Source organism: Flexivirga sp. B27, assembly GCF_052905685.1.
This window is the reverse complement of the sequence record NZ_JBPYUM010000003.1, coordinates 18,138-45,041: the sequence shown is the minus strand read 5'-3', so window position 1 is coordinate 45,041 and position 26,904 is coordinate 18,138. Positions and strand designations below refer to the sequence as shown.

22 protein-coding genes are annotated in these 26,904 nt (G+C 68.4%); 14 read left to right on the top strand and 8 right to left on the bottom strand.

Features of this window, described 5'->3' with window-relative positions:
• Positions 1–245: 245 nt before the first annotated feature.
• From recD to recC, 3 genes are read right to left on the bottom strand one after another with little or no spacing between them, the layout of a single operon-like run.
• On the bottom strand, positions 246–2,144 hold the full coding sequence (gene recD / locus ACSZL9_RS12495) for an exodeoxyribonuclease V subunit alpha (RefSeq protein ID WP_446665838.1): 1,899 nt from the start codon (positions 2,142–2,144) through the stop codon (positions 246–248).
• A complete protein-coding gene (locus ACSZL9_RS12490) occupies positions 2,144–5,677 on the bottom strand; it encodes a UvrD-helicase domain-containing protein (protein ID WP_446665837.1) in 3,534 nt (1,177 codons plus the stop codon). Before ACSZL9_RS12490 ends, recD begins: the two co-directional genes overlap by 1 nt.
• Positions 5,674–9,132: an exodeoxyribonuclease V subunit gamma gene (gene recC, locus ACSZL9_RS12485; protein ID WP_446665836.1), complete on the bottom strand. Its 3,459-nt coding sequence runs from the start codon at positions 9,130–9,132 to the stop codon at positions 5,674–5,676. The genes ACSZL9_RS12490 and recC overlap by 4 nt, the downstream gene beginning before the upstream one ends.
• A gap of 119 nt (positions 9,133–9,251) precedes the next feature.
• On the opposite strand from recC, the gene ACSZL9_RS12480 reads away from it, so the two are divergent.
• The 3 genes from ACSZL9_RS12480 (at position 9,252) to ACSZL9_RS12470 (ending at position 11,983) form a co-directional block, all read left to right on the top strand.
• Positions 9,252–9,578, top strand: a complete 327-nt coding sequence (locus tag ACSZL9_RS12480) for an antitoxin (protein WP_446665835.1) — start codon at positions 9,252–9,254, stop codon at positions 9,576–9,578.
• Positions 9,579–9,715: 137 nt separating this feature from the next.
• A complete protein-coding gene (locus ACSZL9_RS12475) occupies positions 9,716–11,215 on the top strand; it encodes a DHA2 family efflux MFS transporter permease subunit (protein WP_446665834.1) in 1,500 nt (499 codons plus the stop codon).
• Between the two features lie 63 nt (positions 11,216–11,278).
• A complete protein-coding gene (locus tag ACSZL9_RS12470) occupies positions 11,279–11,983 on the top strand; it encodes a class I SAM-dependent methyltransferase (protein WP_446665833.1) in 705 nt (234 codons plus the stop codon).
• A 14-nt stretch (positions 11,984–11,997) separates the two neighbouring features.
• Here the strand turns inward: ACSZL9_RS12470 and ald are convergent, their stop codons facing one another.
• Complete coding sequence (gene ald, locus ACSZL9_RS12465; protein WP_446665832.1) at positions 11,998–13,113, bottom strand: alanine dehydrogenase; 1,116 nt, start codon at positions 13,111–13,113, stop codon at positions 11,998–12,000.
• Between the two features lie 74 nt (positions 13,114–13,187).
• Positions 13,188–14,075, bottom strand: a complete 888-nt coding sequence (locus ACSZL9_RS12460; protein WP_446665831.1) for a MurR/RpiR family transcriptional regulator — start codon at positions 14,073–14,075, stop codon at positions 13,188–13,190.
• A 69-nt stretch (positions 14,076–14,144) separates the two neighbouring features.
• Between ACSZL9_RS12460 and ACSZL9_RS12455 the strand changes: the two genes are divergently transcribed.
• On the top strand, positions 14,145–14,927 hold the full coding sequence (locus tag ACSZL9_RS12455) for a glucosamine-6-phosphate deaminase (protein ID WP_446665830.1): 783 nt from the start codon (positions 14,145–14,147) through the stop codon (positions 14,925–14,927).
• 9 nt (positions 14,928–14,936) lie between these two features.
• Here the strand turns inward: ACSZL9_RS12455 and ACSZL9_RS12450 are convergent, their stop codons facing one another.
• Complete coding sequence (locus ACSZL9_RS12450; protein ID WP_446665829.1) at positions 14,937–16,253, bottom strand: lipase family protein; 1,317 nt, start codon at positions 16,251–16,253, stop codon at positions 14,937–14,939.
• A 165-nt stretch (positions 16,254–16,418) separates the two neighbouring features.
• Here ACSZL9_RS12450 and ACSZL9_RS12445 point away from each other — a divergent pair, with 165 nt between their 5' ends.
• The 7 genes from ACSZL9_RS12445 to ACSZL9_RS12415 all read left to right on the top strand — a co-directional run bounded on the left by ACSZL9_RS12445 (position 16,419) and on the right by ACSZL9_RS12415 (position 21,352).
• A complete protein-coding gene (locus ACSZL9_RS12445) occupies positions 16,419–16,811 on the top strand; it encodes a YciI family protein (RefSeq protein ID WP_446665828.1) in 393 nt (130 codons plus the stop codon).
• A 7-nt stretch (positions 16,812–16,818) separates the two neighbouring features.
• Positions 16,819–18,024: an RNA polymerase sigma factor gene (locus tag ACSZL9_RS12440; RefSeq protein ID WP_446665827.1), complete on the top strand. Its 1,206-nt coding sequence runs from the start codon at positions 16,819–16,821 to the stop codon at positions 18,022–18,024.
• Between the two features lie 207 nt (positions 18,025–18,231).
• Positions 18,232–18,723 (top strand): GNAT family N-acetyltransferase, encoded by a 492-nt coding sequence (locus ACSZL9_RS12435; RefSeq protein ID WP_446665826.1) that lies wholly within the window; start codon positions 18,232–18,234, stop codon positions 18,721–18,723.
• Positions 18,724–18,964: 241 nt separating this feature from the next.
• Positions 18,965–19,399, top strand: a complete 435-nt coding sequence (locus ACSZL9_RS12430; RefSeq protein ID WP_446665825.1) for a helix-turn-helix domain-containing protein — start codon at positions 18,965–18,967, stop codon at positions 19,397–19,399.
• Positions 19,400–19,437: 38 nt separating this feature from the next.
• Positions 19,438–20,037: a PIN domain-containing protein gene (locus ACSZL9_RS12425; protein WP_446665824.1), complete on the top strand. Its 600-nt coding sequence runs from the start codon at positions 19,438–19,440 to the stop codon at positions 20,035–20,037.
• A 150-nt stretch (positions 20,038–20,187) separates the two neighbouring features.
• Positions 20,188–20,808: a GNAT family N-acetyltransferase gene (locus tag ACSZL9_RS12420; protein ID WP_446665823.1), complete on the top strand. Its 621-nt coding sequence runs from the start codon at positions 20,188–20,190 to the stop codon at positions 20,806–20,808.
• A gap of 61 nt (positions 20,809–20,869) precedes the next feature.
• Positions 20,870–21,352, top strand: a complete 483-nt coding sequence (locus ACSZL9_RS12415) for an aminoacyl-tRNA deacylase (protein ID WP_446665822.1) — start codon at positions 20,870–20,872, stop codon at positions 21,350–21,352.
• A gap of 97 nt (positions 21,353–21,449) precedes the next feature.
• Here the strand turns inward: ACSZL9_RS12415 and ACSZL9_RS12410 are convergent, their stop codons facing one another.
• Entirely contained in the window at positions 21,450–22,709 is a 1,260-nt protein-coding gene (locus ACSZL9_RS12410) for an MFS transporter (RefSeq protein ID WP_446665821.1), read from the bottom strand.
• 106 nt (positions 22,710–22,815) lie between these two features.
• Here ACSZL9_RS12410 and ACSZL9_RS12405 point away from each other — a divergent pair, with 106 nt between their 5' ends.
• The 3 genes from ACSZL9_RS12405 to ACSZL9_RS12395 all read left to right on the top strand — a co-directional run bounded on the left by ACSZL9_RS12405 (position 22,816) and on the right by ACSZL9_RS12395 (position 24,679).
• A complete protein-coding gene (locus ACSZL9_RS12405; RefSeq protein WP_446665820.1) occupies positions 22,816–23,484 on the top strand; it encodes a class I SAM-dependent methyltransferase in 669 nt (222 codons plus the stop codon).
• 148 nt (positions 23,485–23,632) lie between these two features.
• Positions 23,633–24,118 (top strand): Dps family protein, encoded by a 486-nt coding sequence (locus tag ACSZL9_RS12400; RefSeq protein WP_446665819.1) that lies wholly within the window; start codon positions 23,633–23,635, stop codon positions 24,116–24,118.
• Positions 24,119–24,244: 126 nt separating this feature from the next.
• Positions 24,245–24,679 carry an SIP domain-containing protein gene (locus ACSZL9_RS12395; RefSeq protein ID WP_446665818.1) on the top strand — a complete coding sequence of 145 codons (435 nt, stop codon included), beginning with the start codon at positions 24,245–24,247 and terminating at the stop codon, positions 24,677–24,679.
• 148 nt (positions 24,680–24,827) lie between these two features.
• Here ACSZL9_RS12395 and ACSZL9_RS12390 read toward each other — a convergent pair whose 3' ends face one another.
• Entirely contained in the window at positions 24,828–26,744 is a 1,917-nt protein-coding gene (locus tag ACSZL9_RS12390; protein ID WP_446665817.1) for a hypothetical protein, read from the bottom strand.
• Positions 26,745–26,904 lie beyond the last annotated feature (160 nt).

The following is a 26,904-nucleotide window of genomic DNA, read 5'->3' as shown; positions in this document are numbered from 1 at the left end:
GACCTGTCGGGCGAGAGCTGGTTGAGCCTGTCGAAACCAGTCGTGACCTCGACAAGCTCGGCCGTCTCGACGCCGAGTGACGGCGAGTTCGTCGACTGACGGCGTCATACAACCGTCACTCGGCGAGGAAGCCGTCACTGGCGAAAATGGACCGCTCCGAAGAAGTGCACCGCCGCCCCAGCTTGTGACCTCGACAAGCTCGGCCACCAAGGGGACGGTCTCGTTCAGCTCAAGAGCTCGGGCCGCTACTTCTGCGCGAGGCGCCGGCGCAGGCCGGTCGCGCGGCGGATCTGAGCCGTCACGGCGGCTCGGACGGTCTCCTCGCTGCCGACGACCGTGACAGCCCGTTGTGCTCGGGTGATCGCGGTGTAGAGCAACTCCCTTGTCAACAAAGGGGATTCCTCTTGCGGCAGCAGGACGGTGATGCTGCCGGCTTCGCTGCCTTGACTCTTGTGGATCGTCATCGCGTGCATCGTGTCGACGTCCGAGAGCCGACTGGCTGCGATCGGCACGGGTCCGGCGGCGGTGCCGATCTGGGCCGTCACCGGGCCGTCACCGCCGATGACGACGCCACTGTCACCGTTGTGCACGCCCAGTGCATAGTCGTTGCGCGTGACCAGGAGCGGTCGGCCGACATACATCGGCTCCCAGAGCGGGTCCCCGGTCGCCTCGGACAGCCACTCGTCGACCAGGTGGTTCCACCAGCGCACGCCACGCGGCCCGGTCCGTTGCGCACACAGCAATCGGCTCTCGCCGAGGACGGTGAGCGCGCCAGCCGGGTCGCCCGCAACAGCACGCTCACGCAAGCGGAGCGCGTGTGCCAGCATCTCCCCGCGCAACGCGACGCTCGGGTCGTCGTCCGTGACCCAGCGGACGGCGCCGCCCGCTTCGGTCCCCTCACGGAGCAACTCGACGACTCGATCGGCGTCACCCTCGCGGACCGCCGCAGCGAGCGAACCGATCGCGGCATCGAAGCGGTGGGAGGTCCGCAACCGGCACACCGTGTCCGGTGCGAGCTGTTGGTAGCCGTCGACCAAGTCGGCCATCACCGCACCCGCATCGACGGAGGCGAGCTGGTCGGCGTCGCCCACCAGCACCAGCCGGCTGGTCGACCTCGTCGCCCGCAACAGGCGCGACATCATCGTCAGGGCAACCATCGAGGTCTCGTCGACCACGATCACGTCGTGCGGAAGGCGGTTGCTCTCGTTGAAACGAATCCTGTTGCTGCCGCGGGGATTCCAGCCGAGCAGCCGATGCACCGTCATCGCGTCGAGTCCCTGGATCCGGGCGGCGTCCGCCGGCAGGAGCTGAGCAGCCGCCTGAGTCACCGACTCCTTCAGCCGTGCCGCTGCCTTCCCGGTGGGTGCTGCGAGGGCGATCCGCAGCGGACGGGTCTGCCCGGCTGCCTCCCATTGCTCGGTCAGCAGCACGAGCAGCCGGGCGACCGTCGTGGTCTTGCCCGTGCCCGGACCACCGGTCAGCACCGTCGTCCACTGCCGGGCGGCGGCGTCGGCAGCAGCACGCTGCTCGGCGTAGGCCTCCCCCTCGAAGAGTCGGTCGAGCCCTGCCTGCAGGATCGCGTCGTCGACCGCGGGTGACTCCTGAGTCGCCCGGGCGCGCAGGATCTCCGCGACACGGAGCTCCTCACGGTGATAGCGGTCGAGGTAGACCAATCCGAATTCGACTCGCAACACGCCGGATCCGAGCAGTGCACTGTCTTGTATGGCGCGCAGCCACTCGTCGGCGTCGGTGGGCCACGCCGAGGTCAAGTGCGAGTTGTCCCGCAGTTCATCCGGTCTCGATACACCTCCCCCGCTGCGCTCCTCCGGCACTCGACCACCTTGCTCGCCCTCCGGCGCTTGACCAATTTGTCCACCGGAGTCCTCGGCCACCTCCGTCTCGGCGCTGGTGTCGATGAGCGCCGCCGGGTCCAGGGACTCGCGCAGGTCGACACAGATCGACCCGAGCCGGACCGCTCGGACGGCGAGTGCAAGCGCCAGCACGACCGACGAATCATCCTCTCCCGCAATGCTGCTCAGCTGCGTGGCGACGTGCACGTCGGCAGGCTCGAGGATGCCGGCGCGGTTGGCCTCCGCCAGCACACCGTCGGCGCGTTGCACCAGGCGCGCGTCACTGACCGTCATCACACACCGCCTTCGCCGTCGAGCAGATCGGAGAGCTCCAGGACCAGCGCCGTCGGCGGCCTCCAGGAGAAGACACCGGTCGGATTGCCTTCCAGCACAGGGGTTTCCGACCCCGCCATGCCGCGCAGGTAGAGGTAGAGAACTCCGCCCAGATGCCGATCCGGGTCGTAGTCGGGCAACCGCCAGCGCAGGTAGCGGTGCAGGGTGGCGGCATACAGCAGCGCCTGCAGCGGGTAGTCGGAGTGGCCCATCGCCGCCGCGAGCGGCTCGGGCCCGTAGGCGCCGAGCAGCAGCGGCTCGTCGGCCGGCCCGAGCCAGTTTGTCTTGTAGTCGGCGACCAGATAACGCTCACCGACCCGGAAGACCAGGTCGATCGAGCCGGTGAGGTAGCCCCGCAGCACCTGCCCACCGAGCAGCTCGTTGTCGAGCAGGTCCGCGTAGGGCAGCAGCGGGTCACCGTCGGGCAGGTGTCGCCGGAGTATGGCGGCGATCTGACCCAGGTGCACGCGTTCCGGCCTGTCCGGTCCGCCGAGTGGCAGCTCGAACTCCAGCTCTGCCAGCTTGTTCCGGCCCACTGCCCGCAACGTGACGTCGTCGGCGAGCGGGCCGAGCGGTGTGTCGTAGACCGCGACGAGAGCGTCGACGAGCTGTGCGACGTCGATATCGACCGGCCAGCGGACCAGCTGCTCACGGACACGACGGGTCAGCTCGGCTGCCAGGTCACGCGCTGTCGGATCGGCGGTCTCGAGCACTGCGTGGACCAGCGATCCGAAGGTTGCACCGACGGGCAGCGATCCCATGGGCGACTCGCGGTCGAGGGCGCTTGGTCTCGATACACCTCCTCCGCTTCGCTCCCCCGGCACTCGACCACCTTGGTTCGCCGGGTCGGTCGTCGTCTCGTGTTGTTCCTCCGGCACTCGACCACCTTGCACCGCTTCGCTCCCCCGGCTACGGGGCCAGCTTGCGTCGCGGTCAACGATGGTCTCGTCGTCCTTGATGTCGGCATCGGCCTCACTGGTCACGCCATCGGCGGTCGGCATCGTCTCCAGCACGCGACTCAGCGCGGAGTAGGACGTGCGACGCCAGTCCTCGTCGATGACTCTGGTGAACTCACGAACAGCGAGATCGCTTGCGGTCGCGTCGGATCGGAGCGGTGCCGAACCTTCCTTGGTGACGCGCTCCCACTGCGGACCGCCTGCGTCCGACCAGCGTTGGAGCAACGCGATCGACTCCTGCTCACTGCGTCTCGGGCGGACGTCGGCGATCGCCCCGTCCGCGGAGGGCGCCGCCGGGTCGCGGTCGATCAGGGTCCGATGCAGCGCCGAGGGCGGTGCGCTGTTGGACGGCCCCCACCACACGACGACCTGGGACTTGGCCCGCGTGAGCGCGACATACAGCAACCGCAGCGACTCCCCCGCGTCCTCGGCCCGGGCGAGCCTGCTGGTCTCGTCGTCGGCCTGGCCGATGTAGATCGACCGACGGGGCGGGTCACCCGGCTGGTGGAAGAGCGGGTTGATCACCGCGTCGTCGCGGATCCACCGGTCGGCGACGAACGGTAGGTAGACGACCGGAAATTCGAGGCCCTTGCTGCCGTGAATCGTCAGCAGTTGCACGGCATCCGCGTCGCTGTCGAGGCGTCGTGCTCTGGCGTCACCGGACGCGGGGCGGTCCTGCTCGGCCTGCTCCTGCAACCACGCCAACAGCGCTGGTATGCCGCTCGTGCGTTGCATCGACACCGCGTGCAGCGCCTCCGCGATGTGCCGCAGGTCGGTCAGCTCCCGCTCGCCGCCCACCTCGGCGAGCACCCGTGCCGGCAAGCCCGCGATGTTGCAGGTCTCGAAAACCGCTGAGATGCCACGGTGTTCATAAACGGAGGCAAACCAGCGCAGTCGGTCGGTGACCTGCTCGGTCATCGCCTCACTGTCCGCGTCGAGCTCCGCGGCCGTGACCCCCAGGAACGGCGTGAGGGCCGCGGCACGCACGCGGGCGGCTCGATGCGGCTGATCCATCGCCTCCAGCAGGATCCGCCACGACTGCGCAGCCTGCGTGCGGAAGACGCTGCCGGCACCGCTGAGCACGGCCGGAATCCCGAGCTCGCGCAGCCGCTGCTGCATCAGCACCAGATGGTCGTTGCGGGAAGCCAGCACCGCGATGTCACTCGGCTCGACCGGCCGTACGCTGCGCGAATCGTCATAGGTCGCACCGGAACTCAGCAGTCGCGCGATGTCGTGCGCTGCATCCTGCGCGGCACGCTCGCGGAAGCCGGCCGCGCGGATAGCGTCGTCCTTGAGCACCTGCGACCGACGGACCTGATCGGTCTCGAGCAGCCGCAGTCGGAACGGCGCCGGCTCCGGTGCGCCGGCCAGCCGGCTCACCTGGTGATGCGCGGTCACCGGATGCACCAGAATCGCCGGGTCGCCGAGCGCGGCGCCGGTGAGGAACCGGCCGATGCTCTCGACCAGTGGGGCGTCGGACCGCCAGTTGGTGTCGAGTGTGCGGCGCACCCCGGCCGTGCGCGCCGCCTGCAGGTAGGTCGTGACGTCGCCGCCGCGGAAGGCATAGATCGCCTGCTTCGGGTCACCGATCAGCACCATCGTCGCGTGGTCGCGGAACGCCCGGTCGAACACCTCCCACTGCACCGGGTCGGTGTCCTGGAATTCGTCGATCAGCACGACCTTCCACTGCCGGCGCAACCGGTCGCGCGCCGGGCCACCGGAGTCGCGGAGCGCGTCGGCGACCTGCGACAGGAGGTCGTCATAGGTCAGGATGCCCAGGCGTCGCTTGCGCCGAGCGAGCTCGTCGCGCACCGCCCGCGCGAAACCGACCCGGCGGGCCTCAGCCGACCCGGCCGCCGGCTGGGTCGGCACCAGCTGCGCACTCGGATCGGCGGCAACCACCCGGGCGATCCTGCGGGCCTCGGCCAGGTCGAACTCCGGGCTGCTCTGCTGCCGCGCGAAACCGCGCAGGTAGAGGTCGTCGACCACCTCCATCAGCAGATCGTCGACGTCGTCGACCAACGTCGCACCGGCGTCGGTGTCGCCCGCGATGCCGAGTCCGCGCAGGACCTGGTGGCAGAACTGGTGGATCGTGGCGATCGTCGCCTCGTCGAACGCCGCCAGCGCGTCACGCACCCGCCGCGCCCGGTGCGCCCGCTCGGTCGGGTCGACGTCGACCAGCGTCACCAGCAGCGGATCGGCCGGCTTGTCGGTGGGTTCTTCGGTGGATCCGTCAGCGCGTATGGCGTCGGCGTCGACCAGCGCCTCCGCCGCAGCAACCAACTGCTCGCGCACCCGCTCCCGCAACTCCCGGGACGCGGCGCGGCCGAAGGTGACGACCAGCAACTCGTCGAGCGTGTGCACGCCTTCGGCGACATAGCGCGTCACCAACGCGGCGATGGTCCACGTCTTGCCGGTGCCGGCGCTCGCCTCGAGCACGGTCGTGCCGGTCGGCAGTGGCCCGTGTATGTCGAAGGGCTCCTCGGACTGAGCACCGGCCGGCAGAGAACTCGGCCCGGAACTTCGTGGGCTGGTCACGTGTGCGCCCCCTGGTGTTGCAGCAGCGGACCCCACACGCGCAGCGCGTATTGGCCGAGCCGGGAGGTCGCGGCATTCCATGACTCGTCATCGACCGGACGCTCGGCGAGCAGGTCGTCGAAGGGGATCGTCCCGCCATACAGCAATTGCTGCGCCGGCTTCTCGGCGTCACCGGGGAACCGTTGATCGCCGAATCCGCTGCTCTCCCACTTGCGTTCGGCCCACTGAGCGGCGAAGCGCTCACTGCCGGAGCGCTGGGACAGCTTGTCGGCATAGGCGAAGGACGTCTCCAGCGGCAACGGGATCGTGTCGCGCATCCCGCGGTCGTAGACGTCGATGAGCTCGGCGAGATGCCGGGTCGCGGTCTCCTGGTCGAGCCCGCCGGCGAGGTAGTAGCCGGCCTGCCGCTTGGCACCGCCGCGCAGCCAGCCCGCAACGGCCGCCTGCCACGGCCGGTCGGGCGCACCGGCCGCGAGCGCGAGCAGCACCAGCCAGGACTGCAGACGCTGCTTGGCACGCAGCGTGGAGTAGGTGATCGTCAGGTGCACGTCGTCGCGCAGGTCACCGATCGTGCCGGTCACCCGCCGCCCGTCGGGCAGCCGCACGTCCAGGTCGATGCTCGTCGTGTCACGGACCAGCAGCGGCACGACCGGCTCGCGCAACGCCGTCACGCCCTCGATCGCCCGCTGCAACACGTGGGCACCCAGCGCTCCGGGAGGTATGCCGCCCCGCAGCCGCTCCATCCGGGCGATGTCGCCCGGCGCCGTGCCGACCAGCGACTCCTGCAGGGCCCGGTCGCCGATCGCCCAGGACTGCAGCCCGTCCAACGAGATCGGCATGCCGTCGCCGGACTCCTGCTCCTCGAAGGGCAGTGCGACCTCGAGCCGTCGACGCACGAAATGCGCTGCGGGGTCTGCGAAGAAGTGCGCCAGGTCGGCGAAGTTGAGGTCGTCGGCGGGCAGCGCAGGCAGCGGAGCGGCGAGCAGTCGCTGCTCCCGGGGCTGCTGCTGGCGAGCCGCCCGCGCGCCGACCAGCGCGGTGCGGTCGAAGCTGAACGGTCCGGGCGTGCCGAGCGATCCGGGCATCAGATTGCGGGTGTCGAAGGGCTGCAGCGGGTGCCGGGTCACGACGTCGTGCCCGTCCGGCCAGGTCGCGCACCGGCGCGCTGCGTCGATCAGCTCACCCAACGGCGCGGCGGGCGGGCGCACGGCACCGGTGTGCTCGCCGGCACCGGTGTAGGTCACGATCAGCTGGTCGGTCGCGGCAAGCACCGCGTCGAGCAGCAGCTGGCGGTCCTCACTGCGCAGGTCGCGCTCGCCGGTCAGCGGGTTGCGGGCGAGCACGTCGTCACCGTCGATGCCGTTGCTGCGCGGGAAGGTCCCGTCGTCGAGCCCGAGCAGGCAGATCACCCGGTGCGGGACCGACCGCATCGGCATCATGGTGCACACGGTGATCGTCCCGGTGCGGAAATTGGCACGGGTCGCGCGGCCTTCGAGCCGGGCCCGCAGCAGCTCCCGGACGTCGCTGACCCGCAGGTCGGTGCCGTCGGCAGACATGGACCGCACGACCTCCAGCTCGCGGTCGAATTGTGCTTGCTGCCAGGCGGTTTCGCGCGAGGTGGCGCTGAGACTGGTCACCGCGTTCCCGAGAGCGGTCATCCAGTCGTCGGCGGTGTGTGCGTCGGTCAGTGCTGCGATCGCGACGTCGACGCGGTCGACCAGCTCGGCGAACCGGCCGATCAGGTCGATGTCGCCGCTCTCGATGTCGTCGACCGGCAGCACCTGGTCCAGCGCGGCACCACCTGCGGGAGTCATGGCAACACCGAGCAGCAACCGCCGGAGCCCGAATCGCCAAGTGTTCTGGTCGATGTCGGCCAGCGCGAAGCGACGCCGGTGCTCCGCATCCATGCCCCATCGGATCTCCGCCTCGTCGATCCACTCGGCGATGCGCTCGAGGTCCTCGTCGTCGAGCGTGAAGAGGCGACGCACCGGCTCGCGGGCGATGAGGGTGCGCAGGTCGCTGACCCGCAGGCGGCCGACCGCGAAATCGACCAGGTCAGAAGCGATTTCGAAGAGCGGGTTGACACTCGCCAGCGAGCGGTCGGCCAGCTTGACCCGCAACGAGTGCGCCGGGTGGCCGCCCACCGAGGTCCCGCCGGACTGCTCCCCCAGCCCGAACGCGGCCTGCACCAGCGGTGCGTAGCTCTCGATGTCGGGGCACATCACCAGGATGTCGCGTGGCTCCAACGTCGGGTCGTCCTGCAGCAGCCCGGTGAGCACCTCGCGCAGCACCTCAACCTGCCGGGCCGCACCGTGGCAGGCGTGCACCTGGATCGACCGATCCTGGTCGTCGGCCAGGCGTGCCTGCCGAGTCTCGCCCGCCACCAACAAGTTTCGGTGTATGTCGTGCTGCAACCAGCCGAGGACGCTGGCCGGGGACGGCTGCGGCTCCGCCGCCGGGGTGTCGTCCCGGGCCGGCGGCAGGCAGCGCTGCAGCTCGCGCGCGTCCCGGCCGAGCGACGCCAGCAACGGATGGTGCACCAGCTCGGCGCTGTCGTCGGCGCTGCGCGGCACGACTCCGGACGGTATGTCGCGGGCCGCCTCCCACAGCACCGCCGACGGCTGCGGCAGCCACAGGTGCACGTCACGGTGTATGGCGAGGGCCTCGAGCAGCTCGAGCTCGGTCACCGGCATGCGGGTGTGGCCGAAGAGCGAGATCCGTGGCGGCAGTGCGGCTTCCGGGGCAGGGTCCAGTCCTTCCTGCAGCAGGTGGATGGTGCGGGCGTGGCGCTCCGCCGGCGCCGGTTCGTCGATCGCCTCGACCAGCAGGCGCCACAGCTGTGCCTGCCAGAGCAGGTCGTCGTCGAGCAACGTGGGTAGCGGGATCGGGATCGGTGTCGGGGCTGGTGACGCACCCGACCCGCTCGAGTCGAGTGAGTCCGGAGTCGGCTGCTCGGTGCCGTCGGTCCACCGACCCGCACCCCAGTCCGCGAGCAGGGTCGGCCGTTGGGCGGCATACGAGGAGAAGAGGCCGGCCACGCGGCGGGCGACGGCGTAGCGCCGGCCGGCCTTGTGCCCGTCGGGATCGTCGGTGCCGTGCCCGAGGTGCACCGCCAGCGTGTGACTCCACGGCTCGTCCAGGTGCGCGTCGATCTGCTCCAGCAGCGGCCACACCAGCCGATCGGGGTGCCACGGGTCGTCGCGCTCGCGCCCGGTGAGCAGCGCGACCAGGGAGTGCGGGGCGACGAACCGCACGCCCGCGCAGATGCCGTCGCCGCCGCGGGATCCGACACCGAGCCGGTGCGACAGCGACTGCGCCAGCCACCGCTCGACGCCGCGGGTCGGCACGATGACCAGCTCCTGCAGGAAGGGGTCGTCGAGCGGGTCGCTCAGCAGCTGCGCCAGGCCGTCGGCGAGCGCGTCGGTGCGCTCGGCACGATGCAGGATCAACGTCACCCGCACGACTGTATGACGAGGCACCGACTCAGATGTGTCCCGCCGCGCACGGAACCGACCTTGCGATGCGGTCGTTTGCGTTCAATAGTTGAAGGTCTATCGACAAAGGGAGTTGCACCGTGCCGAACACCGATGATTTCAAGAAGAACGCCGGCGACGCCGCTCAGCAGGCGAAGGAGAAGGCGGGGCAGTTGGCGCACGACAACAAGGACAAGTTCGCCGGCATGCTCGGCAAACTGGGCTCGAAGATCGACGAGAAGACCCAGGGCAAATATCACGACAAGATCAGCGGGGTGCAGGACGCGGCGCTCAAGGGTGCCGACAAGCTCGCCGAGCAGCGCCCGGGCGGCAACAAGCCGGCGACCGACAACTCGGCAACCGACCCGGTGACCGGCGACCAGCAGCCGCCGATCGACCCCGGTCAGAACCCGCCCTCCGGCGCCTGACCCACCACCGACCCACCACCGCTGAACGCCTTTCCGGTCACCGACCGGGAGGGCGTTCCGCTGTCAGATCCGCGCCCTAGAGTGGAGCTCGCTCTCGTCACCCCCAGGACCACACCCCAGTTAGAAGGACGTCCCTCTTGGAGTCGCAGCAGGTCAACCCGTGGCGTGCGCTGATCGCGCTGTGCATCGGCTTCTTCATGATCCTGGTCGACTCGACCATCGTGTCGGTCGCCATACCCGCACTCCAGGAGGGCCTGCACACCAACATCAACAACGCGGTCTGGGTGGTCAGCGCCTACCTGCTCGCGTATGCCGTGCCGCTGCTGGTCGCCGGACGGCTCGGCGACCGGTTCGGGCCGCGCCGGCTCTACCTGATCGGGCTCGCGATCTTCACCGTGTCCTCACTGTGGTGCGGCCTGACGGACAGCATCGGGATGCTGATCGCGGCGCGCGTCACACAGGGCCTGGGTGCTGCGCTGATGACACCGCAGACGATGGCGGTCATCACCCGCACGTTCCCGGGTGAGCGGCGCGGGCAGGCGATGAGCCTGTGGGGCGCCGTCGCCGGCGTGGCGACCCTCGTCGGGCCGGTCCTGGGCGGTGTGATCACCACCAGCTGGGGCTGGGAGTGGATCTTCTACGTCAACGTGCCGGTCGGTGTCATCGGCTTCGCACTCGCCTGGTGGCTGGTGCCGTCGCTGCCGGTGCACTCGCACAGCTTCGACTGGGTCGGCGTCGCGCTCAGCGGTGTCGGGTTGTTCTGCCTGGTCTTCGGCATCCAGGAGGGCGAGTCCTATGACTGGGGCACCATGTGGAGCTTCGTTTCGGTGCCGTTGCTGATCGCGGTCGGGCTGGTGTTGATGGCGATCTTCCTGTGGTGGCAGTCGCGCACGACGTCCGATCCGCTGGTGCCGCTCGTCCTTTTCAAGGACCGCAACTTCAGCCTGGCCAACATCGCGATCAGCATCGTCGGCTTCGTGATCACCGCGTTCGCACTGCCGATGATGCTCTACGCACAGGTCGTGCGTGAGCTGTCGCCGACCCAGGCCGGGTTGCTCTTCGTGCCGATGGCGGTGGTCAACGTCATCGGTGCGCCGTTCGTCGGCCAGCTGGTCGACCGCTACCACCCGTCGTTGATCGGCGGTTTCGGGCTGGTGTGCCTGACGGTTTCGCTCTTCTGGCTGGGCGCTGTCCTCACGCCGGGTGCCGCGACCTGGCAGCTGCTGCTGCCGCTGGCGCTGCTCGGCCTGGCCAACGCGTTCATGTGGTCGCCGTTGTCGGTGACGGCGACCCGCACGCTGCCCCCGCAACGGGCGGGCGCCGGAGCCGGCGTCTACAACATGACCCGCCAGGTCGGCGCCGTCATCGGCAGCGCGGCTATCGCAGCCGTGATGGAGTCACGACTGCACGCCCACCTGGGCGCGTCGGCCGGTTCCTACTCGGCGACCGAGGGCTCCGGTGGCGCGGCCGTGCACCTGCCGGCCGTCGTCGCCGACGGGTTCTCCCGCGCCATGGGTGAGTCGCTCTACCTGCCGGCCGCGCTCGCGATCGTCGCGGTGGCCGCCGTGGCGTTCTTCCGCAATCCGCACCGGCCGCGCGCGACCGAGCTGGAGAAGCAGGCCGCAGCCACGCCCTGACCACCGTTTGCTGATTCGGCAAACCCGTTTGCCGGTCCGCCGACGGCTTGTCATGCTCGACCCATGCACTCCGACAAGCACTCCCATGACATCTCGCGGTCGATCCCACCCGCTCAACGACCGCCGCGCAGCACGCACGGCTCGGGTGAGGAGCCGGACTACTTCGAGGCGGCGAGCTGGCAGGAGCGGTATGCCGGGACCGACTCGGTCTGGAGCGGCGATGCCAACCCGCAATTGGTGGCCGAAGCCGGGCGGCTGACGCCCGGGACCGCGCTCGACGTCGGTTGCGGTGAGGGCGGGGACGTCATCTGGCTGGCGCAGCAGGGCTGGCAGGTCACCGGCGCGGACTTCTCCGCCAACGGCCTGGCCCGCGCGGCGCAGCACGCCGAGGCGGCCGGAGTCGCCGATCGCACCGACTGGTGGCAGGTCGACGCCCGCGAGTTCGACGCGGCGGGCCGCTCCTACGACCTGGTCACCTCACACTTCCTGCACCTGCCCGACGGCCGTATGACGGACGCGGTCACCGCCTTCGCGACCGCCGTCGCGCCGGGTGGGCACCTGCTGGTCGTGGGGCACTCACCGGCGGCGCATTTCGCCGAGCTGACGGAGGCCAAACGCAAGTCGATGTTCCTGGCGCGCGACCTGCTGCCCGGGCTGCCGGACGATTTCGAGGCGATCGTGGTCGAGCAGCGCCCGCGCACCGTCACCCGCGACGGTGACACTTTCGACATCGACGACTCGACCCTGCTGGCGCGACGCCGGAGCTGACCTGGACCCAGAAATCAGCCCAACACGCTTGCCACGTCGACGGATTCGAGGCCGTGAGCCTCAGCCACCGGCTTGCACACGATGTCACCGGCGTGGGTGTTGAGGCCACGCGCGAAGGCCGGGTCGGCACGCAACGCGTCGCGCCAGCCGTGGTTCGCGAGGTTGACGACATACGGGAGGGTGGCGTTGGTGAGCGCCCAGGTGGAGGTGTTGGGGACCGCACCGGGCATGTTCGCGACGCAGTAGAACGTGCTGCCGTGCACCTGGAAGGTCGGGTCGGCGTGTGTCGTTGGGTGGGTGTCCTCGAAGCAGCCGCCCTGGTCGACGGCGATGTCGACCAGGACCGACCCGGGTTTCATCTCGGCGACCATGTCGTTCGTGACGAGCTTCGGCGCCCGAGCGCCCGCGATCAGCACCGAGCCGATGACCAGGTCTGCGGCGAGCACCTGCTCACGCACGGCCAGCGCCGAGCTGGCGATCTGCCGCACCCGGTTGTCATAGCGCCAGAACGTCATTCGCAGCTTCTCCAGGTCGGTGTCCAACACTGTGACGTCGGCACCCATGCCCAGGGCGATGTTGGCGGCGTTCTGGCCGGTCACACCGGCGCCGAGCACGACGACCTTCGCGCTGGAGACACCACCGACGCCGCCCATCAGCACACCAGAACCGCCCTGCTCCTTCAGTAGTGCGTGCGCGCCGACCTGGGGTGCCAGGCAGCCGGCAACCTCGCTCATCGGATAGAGCAATGGCAGCATGCCGGACGGGAATTGCACTGTCTCGTAAGCGATTCCGGTGACCTTGCGGTCCAGCAACTCGCGGGTGAGGGACTCGTCCGCGGCAAGGTGTAGGTAGGTGAAGAGGGTGAGGTCGTCGCGCAGCCGGTGATATTCCTCGGCAACCGGCTCCTTCACCTTCAGCACGATGTCGGCGTCGCCCCACACATCGTCCGGGTCGTCGACGAGGGTCGCACCTTCGGCGACATACCGCTCGTCGGCGATCGAGCTGCCCTCGCCGGCGCCGCGCTGCAACAGCACCTCGTGCCCGTTGCCGACGAGCTCGTGGACACCGACCGGGCTGATGCCCACCCGGTGCTCGCCCGACTTGACCTCTGTGGGGACTCCGATCTTCATCCGCTCAACTCCTTGTCGTCGGCTGTGCGGCGTCACGTCGTTGCGGCATCGCACGCATTTTCAGCGTAGTGCGGTCACCTGTCGCCGGAGAGCCGGTGCGGACGGACCGCGTGACGCATCCGGTCGGCTGCCACCGACTCGTCGTGCGGAGCGCGTGCGAGCAGCCCGAGGTAGAGCAGGTCCACGACATACAGCTGGCCGATGCGGGAGGCGGTGCCGCCGGACCGGACGCTGGGCTCGTGCGCGACGGGACGCAGCACCAGTGTTGCCGTCCGGCCCAGCGCCGAGCCGGTGTCGGCGGTGATCGCCAGGACCGTCACGCCTGCGGCGATGCCGGCCTGGGCGACCTCCACGCACTCGCGAGTGGCGCCGGACTGGCTGACGACGACGGCGACGGTGTCAGCGCCGGACCGTGCCGCGATCGACAGTGCATGGTGGACGTCGCTCGTGGCCGTGACGGGGACTCCGGCCAACTCGAGTTTGAGGTTGAGGTCCACGACCACACCGGCCGCGGCACCGACGCCGAAGCAGAGAACCTGGCGTGCTGTCGCGATCGCGTCGATCGCGAGCGTCGCCACGTCGGTGTCCAGCCGTGCGAAGGTCAGGTCGACAGCATCGACGTGCGCGTTGCGGACCGCTCGGGCGATCGTGCCGAGGTCGCTGCTGCGCTGCACGTCGGCCAGTGAGATCGATGCCGGGCGGCGGCCCTGTGCGAGCGCGACCGCGATGAGCGACCGGAGCTCGGGAAAGCTGGCGATGTCGAGGCTGCGGCAGAAGCGCGACACCGCGGCGTCGGAGGTCTCGGCACGCTGCGCGAGAGCGGCCGTCGACATGTGGGTCACGTCGTCGGGCGCGGCGATGATGGCGTCGGCGATGCGTTGCAGGGCCGGTGTCAGGTCCTCCCGCCGGGCGGCGACCAGCCGCAACACGTCGACGCTCGGCGCCACTGACTCGTCGCGCATCGTCGCCTCCGGCACGCTGGATGGTCACGGATCCGCCGCGCAATGGTGTTTCATAACGCTGCGGATAGAATGAAACTCTATTACACGCACGAGAAGGGCCCCCACATGCAGATCGAGGTCGTCGCCGACAACGCGGCGCTGGGTCGCGCCGCTGCCGAGCGGATCCTGCAGACGTATGCCGACCGCGAGTTGCAGGTCCTCGGCGTCGCGACCGGCGGGACACCGGCGACCACCTACCGCGAGCTGACCAAGCGCAGCGAGGGTCGGTTGAGCACGCTCCGGCTGGCCGCGCTCGACGAATATGTCGGGCTGCCCGCCGATCACCCGGCGAGCTACACGACGTTCGTGCTGGAGCAGATCGCGAAGCCGCTCGGCATACCGGCGGGGCAGGTGGGTGTGCCGCGCGCGGAAGCGCACGACCTGGTGGCTGCGGCCGCCAGCTTCGAGCAGCAGTTGCGCGACAACGGCGGCGTCGACCTGCAGATCCTCGGCATCGGCTCCAACGGGCACATCGGTTTCAATGAGCCCGGATCCCAGGCGGATTCGCGCACCCGCGCCGTCAAGCTGGCCGACCGCACGCGGCGGGACAACGCCAGGTTCTTCGACTCGATCGACGACGTGCCGCGCGAGGCGCTGACCCAGGGCATCGGGACCATTCTGGAGGCGCGGCGCATCCTGCTGCTGGCGTCCGGGGAGCGCAAGGCCGCTGCGCTCGCCCACGCGATGGAGCAGGCGCCGAGCGCGGACTGCCCGGCCTCGTGGTTGCAGCGTCACCCGGACGTGCTCGTGATCGCGGACGAGGCTGCGGCGTCGGCATTGAGCAATCGGCCGGAGATCAACACCGAGGCGTGAGATCGCCTGTCAGTCAGTGTGTTTCGCGGACTTGGCGCAGGTGGAGACGGGCTTCGTGCCCGCCATACGAGCATTGATCCAGGGGAGCCCGTCGCTCATCGCGTTGGCCACCTCGGCAACGTGACCCTTGCCGTTGTGGTAGACCCGCCGCTCGACGGTCCAGCCGATGGTGCACATCCGGTCGAACATCGTCTTGCTGAGGAATGCCGGGACGACTTCGTCGTCGTTGCTGTGCAGGATCAGCAGCGGGGACTTCGGAGCGCGTGAGCCGTACTGCGCGGGGTTGTTCTCTCCCAGCAGCTTCTGCCAGGCGGTGTTCTTGGTGAATCCCGGCTTGACGAGGGTCGACAGCGGCTTGCCCTTCGCGGCTGTCCGGAATGCGTTGCAACTGCGCTCAAACCGCTTCATCACCCGTATGCCGGCCGGCGTGAGCATGTCGGACGGATGCAGCTGCGGGTATGCCGCGGCATACCCCGCGACGATCATGAACAGCAGGCTCGGCTCCATCTTCGTCGTGGCGAGCGTGTTGGCGACGAGGTTCATCTCGCTGACCGGGCCACCAGCGACGGTGCCCACCAGGTGCAGGTCCGGCGTCCATTTCGCGGCCAAGTCGTTGGCCCATGCGGCCGCGTGACCGCCTTGTGAATATCCCCAAATAGCAAAGGTTTTCGACACCGGGGTGTGGGGCAACTGACGTGCGGCTCGGGCCGCGTCGAGCACGGAACGTCCCTCGCTCGCGCCCACCAGGTAGGGGTGCACGCCGGGTGTGCCGAGCCCTTCGTAATCGGTCATCGCGAGCACGTAACCGGCCTTCAGGTAGCCGGCCCGCGGCAGCTTCTCCAGGTCGGTGTGCGCCATCCGCACCGTGTAGGGAAGTCGTTGACCGGCCGGTCGCGGGAGATCAGCGCTCGACGGCGCGCAGTCGTCGGCGATCCCGGTCGTCCCGTGTGCGACGGACACCAGCTTCCAGCCCTGCGTCGGCGGCTGCCCGTTCGGAACGATCACCAGGCCGGTGACCGCGATCCGTTTGCCGGTCAGCGCGGTGCTGGCGTACATGACCTTCCACACCGTTCCGCCAGGTGCCTTCATCGGCGAACGCTCATAACGCAGCAACGTGCCGTGCGGCACCTTCGGGAGCGGGTCGGGCGGGGTGTAGAACGCCTTCGGCGAGCCGTGGAACTGCTGCGGTCGGTATGCCACCGGGCCCGACTTCACCGCGGACGTTCCTGACGCGGAGCCCGATCCTGCCCGCGACGACCCGTCATCGCTGGAGCACGCCACGCCGCACACCAGGACGAGGGCGACGATCAGCAGTTGAGCCGGCACGGAGCGCACCCGCCTGATAGTTCGTCCTGAACTATTGGTTTGTCAACCGCAGGCGGAGAATCGCGAATTCCACCGATCAGCCGGCTGCATGTCGAGAACGTCGCGACGGCTTCGACTTGGATGGTGGAAGCAACCGGTGCTTCCGCACAGAGTCAAGGAGCAACCATGAAATACGTCATTCTCATCCACTCCAACCCGCAGCCCTGGGGCCACCCGACCGCCGACTACCTACCCGAGCACAAGGCGCTGCCGCAAGCCGAACGTGACCGGCTGAGCAAGGAGTTCGAGGACGTCTTCGCCGAGTTGATGGAGCGGGGCGAGTTCGTCACCGGCGAAGCGCTCGGCTCGCCCGCGACCTCGCGGCTGTTCCGCTACAAAGACGGTGAGCGGGTCGTGGCCGACGGGCCGTATGCCGAGGGCAAGGAGCATTTCGCGGGCTTCTTCCTCATCGACGTGGAGTCGCAGGAGCGCGCGGAGCAGATCGCCAACTTCTTCAGCGGTCCCGGTGAGACGGTCGAGCTGCGCCCGGTGATGAGCGGTGGCGCAGAGGACGCCTGAGCCCGAGATGCCGGGCACGGACTTCGAGGACGTATGGCGCCACGCCGCGCCATACGTCCTCGCGGCGCTGTTGCGCCGCTATGACAATTTCGCCGACTGTGAGGATGCGGTGCAGCTCGCCCTCGTCGCCGCCGCGGAGCAGTGGCCGGGCGATGGCATCCCGGACGAGCCGATCGGGTGGCTGACCCGGGTCGCGTCCCGGCGGATGATCGACCAGATCCGCGCCGATGTCGCGCGTCGGACCCGCGAGGAGAAGGTGGCCCGCCTCGACGCGGCGACCCCGGAAACCGTTGTCGATGCTGAAGATGACGACACGTTGCAGCTGCTGATGCTGTGCACCCACGCGGCGCTGTCCCCCACCTCACAGGTCGCGCTGATGCTGCGCGCGGTGGGTGGCCTCACGACGCGGGAGATCGCGGAGGGCTTCTTCGTGCCGGAGGCGACGATGGCGCAGCGGATCAGCCGGGCGAAGAGCACGCTGCGCCGGGCGGGCGCACGGTTCGAGCGACCGGCGCCGGCGGAGTTGCCACGACGGTTGCTCGCGGTGCGGCATGCGATCGCGTTGCTCTACACGCGGTCGCACGCGGCCGAGGACGGAGCTGACCAAAGGCCGTCGGCGCTGGGCACGACCGCGATCCGACTGGCCCGGGAGTTGCACCGCCTCGCGCCGACGGACCCGGAGAATGCCGGGCTGCTCGCGCTGCTGCTGCTCACCGAGGCGCGGCGGCCCGCGAGGTTCACCGGCGACGGGGATCTCGTGCCGCTCGACGAGCAGGACCGCACCTCCTGGGATCACGCGCTGATCACCGAGGGCGTCGACCTGGTCGAGCGCACATTGCCGGTCGGGTATGTCGGATCGTTCCAGTTGCAGGCCGCGATCGCCGCGGTGCACGACGAAGCGGACACCGCCGGCGCGACGGACTGGCCGCAGATTCGCGAGCTCTACGACATGTTGTGGCAGGTGGATCCGAGCCCGGCCGTCGCACTGGGCCGGGCGATCGCGGTCGCGGAAGTCGACGGCCCCGAGGCCGGGTTGGCGGCACTCGACCGGGCGCCCGACACCAGCCATCGCGTGGACGCCGCTCGCGGGCACCTGCTGCGTCAGGCGGGGCGGTATGACGAAGCGCGCGCGGCGTTCCTGCGGGCGGCCGAGCGTTCGCGCAGCATCCCCGAGCAGCGTTATCTGAATCGCCTTGCGGCGACGAGTGATTGAGCAATCGGGAACACCGCCGCCACCCAGACATCGTGACACGACCCTGGGGACAAACCGGGTGACAGTGCTCGCCGTCGTCCGCACAATGGACAGGTGCATGTCTTCGTCATCACGCGTACTCGCTGAGAACTGCCTCACTGGTGCCCACGCCGCACGGCGCGGGTTGCCTTCTCATGCCCACAGTTCTCCCGCGAAAGGACCGCGCACATGCGCATTCGCACGTACCAGCCAGCAGACCTACCCCGACTCATCGAACTAACCATCGCCACGTTCAGGCCGTTCTACGAGGAATCGTTTCCGGCACTCATGGATCATGAGCAAGACCTGATCCACCACCAGCACGGACACTGGGCCGACGACTATCGAGCGCAGGTTCCGCAATTGCACGATCCGGTCAACCAGAAACACGTGGCGGTCGCTGAGGATGAAGGGACTCTCGTCGGATATGTCGCCTGGCTGCCGGACGACTCGCGCGTTGAGCACGGCATCGTGGACATGCTGGCGGTCGACGCGGGGCATCGGCGTACGCATGTCGCCACTGACCTCATGGAGCACGCGATGGACGCGATGCGCGCGAGCGGGACCCGCTATGTCGAGCTCGGCACCGGCGGTGACTGGTTCCACGCACCGGCTCGGGCATTTTACGAGTCGCTCGGGTTCCATCCCATTCCGACCGTTGCCTACCTGAAGGCGTTGTAACACAACAAGATTGGGTCGGGCGGCACCGTCGCGCGACCCAATCCGGTTGTTGGCGGGTGGCCAGACTCCGCTTTGCCATCGTCTCGCCAGCTCTGGACGCGGCAGCTCTACTTGTCGTGCAGGTACTCCGGTGGTGTTCGGCGAGACCTCCCCTTGCGTTTTCATCTTTACATTACAAGTGCAGCGTCATACGCTTACAACGTCAAGCTGTAGTGAACGAAGTGATGAGGAAGGTCGCGCCATGTCGCCGATCCTGCCCGCCGCCGGGCGCGTGCTGACCACGCACCAGGACGAAGAGCTCGCCCAGCAGGTGCTCGAGGACCTCACGGGCCCGGAGGGAAAGCTGGCTGTAGAGCGAGGCGAGAAGCGTCTGGATCTGCCACCTGCCCTGGGCCGGATCCTGCAACAGGTTCTCGAGACGATGGCCGCCGGCGGCACCGTCACTGTCATGTCCACACCAAAAGAGCTCACCACCTCGACCGCCGCTGCCATGCTCGGAGTGTCCCGACCGACAATGCTCAAGATGATTGAGGATGGGCGCATCCCGGCGCACAAGGTGGGCAGTCACAACCGCCTGATGACGGACGACGTGCAGCGCGAGCTACATGCGCGCCGCGCCCGCGAACGTGCCGCGTTCCTAGCTCTGCGTGATGAACTCGACGAAGACGAGGCATAGGCGGGAAATAGCCGCTGCCAAACGGTAGCCTCCCGAGCATGCAGGGGCTCGGGAGGCATGTCGTGTTCGCGGACTCAAACGTCCTCTATTCACGAACCACCCGCGACTGGTTGGGCCTGCTCTATACAGAGGGTGCCCTGTTCACGGTGTGCTGGAGCGAGGAGATCCTCGCCGATGTGATTCACCACCTCAGAAAGGATCACCCGACCTGGGACGGCGCAAAAACCGCACGTGTTCATGATCAACTCGCCAAAACGTTCGAGATTGGCCGAGTCGCTGACTTCACTGTGGATGGCACTTACCGAGGCGGGGATCCTGACGACGCGCACGTCCATGCCGCGGCATTGGCGTGTCAGGCAGACATCCTCCTGACCTCCAATACGAAGCACTTCGTCTGGGACGGTAGCGACACCTACTACGACACCATGACGCCCGACGAGTTCTTCGTGCTCGTCGATGAGGCAGCACCAGCCATCGTGCGCTCTGTCACCTGTCAGCAACGCGACTACTGGCTCAGCAGGACGGCCGAGGCCGACCTGTGCGCCAGGCTACGCGCCGCGTCTTGTCCTGAGTTCGCCAAGCGGGTACTCCATCACTTGCACGACATCGCGGGAATTCACATCGATGGCGATCCGTGACAAGTCCCATGCACCGATCCGCAACTGGCCAAGCCACTCTTCGGGCGGGCAATCCGCTTGCGGGCGGCGGGCCGAGCTGGGTTGAATCGAGGTTCCTCAGCAACTTCTTACTGCGCGGAGGTACAGGTGGCGAGATACCCGCTACTTGATGTGAGTGTCGAGACACCGATGCTGCAGTTGCGTTCTGCCACCGACGCACTGTTGGACGAACTCGCTGACGTCGTCCGAGCCGGCAAGGCATCGGCTGAGCCCGCACCGTATGACGACCCGATGTCGTTCTACGAGCCTGACCCGGAGTTGCGGGTGGCCAAGTGGTTGCAGGCGATCTGGCGCGGACGCGGCATGGTCAACGCGCAGTCGTGGCGGCTGTTCTTCGTCGTCGTCACCGACGACGGACTGATCGGGATGCAAGACATCATCGGCGTGAACTTCGCGACCATCGGCGCCGTCACGACTTTTTCGTGGGTGTCGGCTGACCACCGGCAGCGTGGGATCGGTCACGAAATGCGTTCTGCCGCCTTGCACCTGGCCTTCGACGGACTCGACGCGACCGAGGCCACCAGTGAAGCATTCGTGGACAACCACGCCTCCAACGCAATTTCTCGCGATCTCGGTTATGAGCCCAACGGAGTGGAGTGGGCGACACGACATAGTGACCCTGCACTGATGAACCGGTGGCGGCTGACCCGCGACACGTGGGCGTCACAGCGCCGCGAGAACATCCAGCTTCGTGCCGTCGAGCCGTGCCGGACGCTCCTGCGGCGGCTGTGAAGCCCTATGAGTACGGTCAAAGTCGGCAGCCAAGTGAACTGGCAAAGCACTGGATCGAAGGATGGGGACTGTGACGAGCAGCGGCGAAGAACGTTCGGCGCAAGCCTTGGCCGCGGCCGGCATACCCCACGAGATCGTCCGGCACGGCCCCGTCGGCTCACTCGCCGAGGCGGCTGCCGTGCGCGGCATGGAGCCCGCACAGATCGCCAAGACGATCGTCGTACGCCGCGGTGACGACGACTACCTCTTCGTGCTGGTGCCCGGCGACCGCAAGATCTCGTGGCCGAAACTGCGGGATCTGCTTGGTGTCAAACGGCTTTCGATGCCTGACGCCGCGACCGCGCTCGACGTTACCGGTTACGAGCGCGGCACGATCACGCCGTTCGGATCGCTGCGGGCATGGCCGGTCATCGCAGACAGCCGCGTCACCGGCGTCATCTCGATCGGCGCCGGCGGACACGGTGTGTCGGCAACTGTGGCGGCCGATGACGTCATACGAGCACTCGGCGCGAATGCTGCCGATGTCACCGACCCGATGGGCTGACGCGGCTCGGTCAATCGAAGACACGTCAGCAGATGTCGTTGCGCAGAGGCCCGGCGGTCCGCGAGGTGCACCGACACCGTGGACAGCTCCGCGGCGCTCAACGCGGCTCCATGATATTCGCCTGCCGGACGGGCGATGCCGCGAGCACCACGACGGCGAGCGCGAATACACCGGCCGCGACCAGGAGCGAGGCTCGAGTCCCAATGACGGTCGCCAAAAGGCCTGCGACCGGGGCGAATACGACGATCACGGCACGGTTGAAGGCACGCATGGTGATGTTGGTCCGCGCCTGCAACTCGTCGGGCGTGACCGCCTGCCGGTAGCCCGTCTCGTGCGAGTTGCTCATGCCCATCGCGATGCCGTGCAACCCCTGCCCGACGGCGAGCGTGGTCATCGCCGCCCAGTTATGGCTCGCGAAGGCGAGCGCCATCACCACGACACCCACGACCGAGATCAGGTGAGCGGTGATGATCGTCCGGCCGGTGCCGAGGCGCCGTCCGACGGCGGTTGTGATGCTCGCTCCGACGACCGCGCCCAGCCCGGCGATCGCGCTGGTGATGCTGAACTGCAGGACCGACAGGCGCACGGTGTGCAGCGCGAAGGTGGGCACGACGACGCCGAGCGTTGCGTTCGCCGCGAACCAGACGTGCGTGCCGATGGCCAGCGGTGCCAGCGTGTGTCCGCGGTAGATCCAGCGCACGCCGTCACCGATGTCGCGGCGGACCGAGCTCTCGAATCGCCCTGGCAGCACACGCTTTTCATCCAGCCTCAGCGTGCCCATCATCACCGCAGAGAAGACATAGCTCGCCGCGTCGACCAGCACCGCGACCGGTGCGCCGAGCACCCGGATCAGCACTCCGGCCAGCGCCGGGCCGGCGGTCTGCGCCACCGCGGAGGATCCGTCCGACAGAGCATGTGCGCGCTGCAGGTTGTTGCGCGGGACGATGCGGGGCAGGGCGGCCATCGACGCGGCATCGTTGCAGAGCGCGGCCGCGCCATACAGGAAGACGACGGCGACGAGGACGGGCACGGACAGGACACCGGTGGCCCAGGCGAGCGGTATGACGGCGAGCAACCCGCCGCACAGCAGGTCGGTCGCGATCATCACCGGCTGCCGGCGACGTCGCTCCACCCATGCGCCGACGAGCAGGCCGAAGAGCAGGTAGGGCAACCAGCGGGCCGCGTTGACCCAGCCGACGTCCTGAGCGTTGCCGTGCAGGGTGACCAGGACGAGCACCTGCAGTGCCAGGAGCGTGACGTAGGTGCCGAAGGCCGACACCGACTCGCCGGTCCACAGCCGCCAGAAATTGGGCGACAGCCGTGTGTCACCCGGCGCGACGTCGCGGTCGGTGGTCACGCCTGCGACTCTACGGGGACTCCCCGGGCTGGCGTGTCGTACCCGACGGCTTGACTGGGCCCGCAGCTGCCGAGTAGACCCAACACCCGAGAGAAGCGAGCCACCCGTGACCGGACCCGCCACCCGCCATCCCGAGGACCTGGAGACGGTCCGTGCGTCCTATGACGCCGTCGCCGACAACTACGCACGGATGGTGATCGAGGACGGCATCGGCGACATCCGCCGGCAACCGTGGCTGCTCGCGGCGATCGACATCTTCGCCGACGACGTGCGCGATCTCGGGCCGGTGCTCGACGTCGGGTGCGGGCCGGGCACCGTCACGGCATACCTCGCCGAGCGTGGTGTCGACGTGTCCGGCATCGACCTTTCACCGCAGATGATCGCCAACGCGCGACGGCTGCACTCGGAGTGCCGCTTCGAGGTGGGTTCGTGGACCGAGCTGGACCTGGCGCCGGCGTCATACGGCGGCATCCTGGGCTGGTGGTCACTGTTCAACCTGCCGCGTGACCTCGTGCCGCCGGTGCTCGCGCACTGCGCGGCCGCGCTGCGACCCGGCGGGCAGCTGATCATCGGCACCCACGTCGGCGACGAGGACGTCGCTCGCACCCGGGCGTATGGCGACGTGCCCGTGCAGTGGACGACGCACCGCTGGCGACCCGAGCAGCTCGTCACGCTGCTGCGCGCGGCCGGGCTGGAGCCGACGGCCGAGCTGCGGTTGACCCCGACCGACGGCGCCGGCCCGGCGGTGGTGCTCACCGCGCAACGGGGTGCGTGAAGGTGCATCGCCGACGGACAACCAAACAGACTGCCAGCGCTTGTTTTTCGCGCAGGGTTGGTCAGGCTTCTCTTCCTTGCACGCGCCCGCCATACGCGAAAGTATTGGGCCCAGACCCACGCAGGTAGTCGCGGAAAGGACGTAAATCATGGCCACCCAATCCAGCACGACCACCAGCACCACGACTTCTGAGCTGGCTTCGGGGTCGGCACAGTTCCTGGCCCCGGTCGTCATCGACCTCGAGGCACTGGTCGTCAACGGCAAGCAGGCTCACTGGCACACGCGTGGCGACAGCTTCATCGGCATCCACGAGCTGCTCGACGGTGTCGTGGCGCACGCGCAGGACTACGCCGACGCCGCTGCCGAGCGTGTGGTCGCCCTCGGCCTCCCGCTCGACTCGCGCCTGACCACCGTCGCAGAGAAGGCGACTCTCCCGACTCTGTCCGCAGGCTTCCAGCAGTGGGAGACCACGGTTACCGAGGTCGTCGCCCAGTTGGACGCCGCTCTGGTGACCGTTCGTGCGGCCATCAATGGCCTCGACGAGGTCGATCTCGTCAGCCAGGACATCGCGATCGAGATCGAGCGCGGCCTCACCAAGGATCGGTGGCTCCTCGAGGCGCACATCGCCGGATGATCCCGGTACGACTCCACGAGGGCGGGCGATCCGACAGGGTCGCCCGCCCTCGCTCTGCGTCCACTCACGTCCCACGAACTGGACCCCCAGCTTTTAGGTAAGGCTTGGCTTAGTTACAGTCACTGCATGAATCGTCACCGCCGAGGTCCCTCGACCCACGTGCTCATCGCCGGGGACGAGCAGGATCTGCCGGTCATTCGCGAACTCGCCGCCGCGCTCCCCCGTGACGCCTACGGGCAGATCTTGGTGGAGACGCCGATCCAGGCCGGCCCGCCAGAGCTGTCGGTTCCGGAGCGGGTCGCCGTGCAGTGGCTGCCACGGGCTGTTGGGAGTGTCCAGCCCGGGCATCGACTCGCGGAGAGTCTCGCCGCGTGGGCACACGAATGGCTGCCGGAGGGTGACCGCCACCTGCACCGTTGCCATCATCTGTTCGTCGGTGCCGTGGGGTCTTGTGCGGTGGAGGTCGTCCGCGAGGTGCTCATCGCCGACGCTTGTCCGCATCTCGAGAGCCTTGCTCACATCACGGTCACCGCGACATCCGCGCCCGGGGTCACGGGCTGAGCCCGGTCCACCTCACCCGGGCGCCCCGCGTCCCGGAGCGCGTTGGCGATCCCGTCACCTGGGCTTGTCGCGAAGCCGAAGCTGATCCGTCAGGTTGACCCAGGTGACCGCGGCGGCCGGGCAGCGGCCGCGGCAGCTCGGGAGAGGACTATTCGGCGGGGGTCGTGAGGTAGACGCGGCCGGACGGGCTGGTCCAGGTGCAGACACCGAGCGGTGTCACGGTGACCGACCACCCGTGTGACTGCTTCGTGCGGTGGTGGTGTCGGCACAGGCAGATCAGGTTGGCGGCTGCGGTCGGCCCCAGCGGCCACGGCACCACGTGGTCGATGTCGCACCAGCGTGCAGCGCGGGTGCAGCCGGGGAAGCGGCAGTGCCGGTCGCGTGTCTCGATGAAATGTCGTAACCGCGGGCTCGGCCGGTAGGCGATCTGGCTGCTCTCGAGTGTGATGCCGGTGTCGGCGTCGATGAGCGCGCGCGTCATCGTCGTGCCGAACGATCGAGACATCGCCTCGATCACGTGGGCGGGGATGTCACCGATGCCCGGCACGATCGCGTCACCCAGGCGTGCGTCACCCAGTCGGATTTCACGCGCGCACGCATCGGGTGGACCCGCGCCCTGGCTCAAAGCATCCAGCAGTGCGGAACCAGCGCATGGTTGCGCGTTCGCGTCGACGTTGCCCTTTGCAGTGCCTTCCTCAGCGCCGGTGGCCGACTCGCCCGGGTCAGGCGGGCGGGCATTCGCCCACCTGTCGTCCAGCTCCCAGCTGTCGTCAAAGAGGTCATCCTCGTCGTGGTCCACCTCGTCCGGATCGGGCGCGTACCACTGCTTGAGGAGCTCGTTGAACTCCCGGTCGACGGCATCCTGGGACTTCCAGGTCGAGCCGCCGCCGGTCTCCTGCGAGAAAGCAGACGAGGAGGAAGCAAAAGGGGAGCCCTGCGCATCGTGCCCCGGCAGGTCGGTTGGCAGCCCGCTGACCGGATGCGCGAACACCGCGCTCCCGCGAGGACTTCGGTCGGGCGCCTGCGTTGCGGCACCTCCCGCAGCGCTCTCCGATGAACCGGAGGTTGCAAATCCGGCGGCATACGACGCTCCGGTGCGGACCGGGACTTGCACGACGAGGTGAGTGCTCACACTCGCGTTGCCCAGGACGAGATCGGCGAGCGCGTCGGCGCGGCACTCGGCGAGTGTCTTGTCCGTGGTGGTGTCTGCGTGCAGATCGCGGGCATGCCGATCAACTGCGGCCATCACGCGCGCTGCGGCCGCGGACGGCAGGATCGCGTGCAGTTGGCTCAGACCGGGCTCGCCGTCCGGATGTGTGTAGACGCCGACCCGCTGCCGGCGACGTCGCTTCGCGGCTTCGTCGGCGGCTGCCGGATCGATCGAGGCGATGATCCGTGCAGTGCGGTAGCGCACCTGCGGCGTCGACTGCCCGGCGAGCAAGCGGGTGCCTTGCTCCTCGACGACGGCGGCCTCGGCCGCACTGTCGGCGTCGTTCGGGTCGCCCAGCATGGCGGTTTCGACCTCTCGTGCCAGGTCGAGCGTTGCCGTGGTGCCGTCGTCGGTGACGCCCCGCTCCACCCGGCCGAGAGCACGATGGATGGTGGTGAGCTTGGCCGGCTCGAGCTCACCGGACCCGATCCGCTGGAACAAGCGTGGCGTGCGAGTGATCGCATCGGTCGCCTCGTGCACCCGAGCCTCGGCCTGCCCGGTGGTCCACCCGAGCCGTGGCCCGACGTCCGATCCGATGAACTCGGCGTGGAAGGACCCGATCGGATGCCGCACCTGCGTCTCACGGTGCCCCCGTGGGTCACGCGAGTCCGGCGCGAAGCGCTCCTCGATCGCGCCGGCCTGCGCGAGCCGGGCCGATTGCAGCGCCCACACCGTGTTGAGCACCTGCTGGGCGACCACCACCTGATCAACGAGGTCGTCCTTGGCCAGTGAGTCGGCGTCGGTCCGCGAGTCCTGGAATGCCGCAGTCAACAACGTGAACGCCGCACTGATCTTGTCGGCCGCAGTCGAGCCGGCACCCGGTGTGGGCGGCTGCTCGTTCTGCGGATCCTTCATACTTATATAATACACCTGTTCGATCTATTTGGAAGACTTCATGTCCGTAAATTTCATATAACACACAGCCTTTCCGGAGAGCATCGCACTCCCAGCGCCGCTCACCTTTGTTCATATATCGATACGTATCGGACGCTATGTATCGACTTTCACGACGAGC

Excerpts from the sequence above, each read along its gene's own strand:
- ACSZL9_RS12400 (WP_446665819.1), top strand. The coding sequence starts at position 23,633 with ATGGCCACCCAATCCAGCACGACCACCAGCACCACGACTTCTGAGCTG.
- ald (WP_446665832.1), bottom strand. The coding sequence starts at position 13,113 with ATGAAGATCGGAGTCCCCACAGAGGTCAAGTCGGGCGAGCACCGGGTG.
- ACSZL9_RS12430 (WP_446665825.1), top strand. The coding sequence starts at position 18,965 with ATGTCGCCGATCCTGCCCGCCGCCGGGCGCGTGCTGACCACGCACCAG.
- ACSZL9_RS12390 (WP_446665817.1), bottom strand. The coding sequence starts at position 26,744 with ATGAAGGATCCGCAGAACGAGCAGCCGCCCACACCGGGTGCCGGCTCG.
- ACSZL9_RS12435 (WP_446665826.1), top strand. The coding sequence starts at position 18,232 with ATGCGCATTCGCACGTACCAGCCAGCAGACCTACCCCGACTCATCGAA.
- ACSZL9_RS12445 (WP_446665828.1), top strand. The coding sequence starts at position 16,419 with ATGAAATACGTCATTCTCATCCACTCCAACCCGCAGCCCTGGGGCCAC.
- ACSZL9_RS12440 (WP_446665827.1), top strand. The coding sequence starts at position 16,819 with ATGCCGGGCACGGACTTCGAGGACGTATGGCGCCACGCCGCGCCATAC.
- ACSZL9_RS12415 (WP_446665822.1), top strand. The coding sequence starts at position 20,870 with ATGGGGACTGTGACGAGCAGCGGCGAAGAACGTTCGGCGCAAGCCTTG.
- ACSZL9_RS12425 (WP_446665824.1), top strand. The coding sequence starts at position 19,438 with ATGCAGGGGCTCGGGAGGCATGTCGTGTTCGCGGACTCAAACGTCCTC.
- ACSZL9_RS12395 (WP_446665818.1), top strand. The coding sequence starts at position 24,245 with ATGAATCGTCACCGCCGAGGTCCCTCGACCCACGTGCTCATCGCCGGG.
- ACSZL9_RS12460 (WP_446665831.1), bottom strand. The coding sequence starts at position 14,075 with ATGCGCGACGAGTCAGTGGCGCCGAGCGTCGACGTGTTGCGGCTGGTC.
- recD (WP_446665838.1), bottom strand. The coding sequence starts at position 2,144 with ATGACGGTCAGTGACGCGCGCCTGGTGCAACGCGCCGACGGTGTGCTG.
- ACSZL9_RS12470 (WP_446665833.1), top strand. The coding sequence starts at position 11,279 with ATGCACTCCGACAAGCACTCCCATGACATCTCGCGGTCGATCCCACCC.
- ACSZL9_RS12455 (WP_446665830.1), top strand. The coding sequence starts at position 14,145 with ATGAAACTCTATTACACGCACGAGAAGGGCCCCCACATGCAGATCGAG.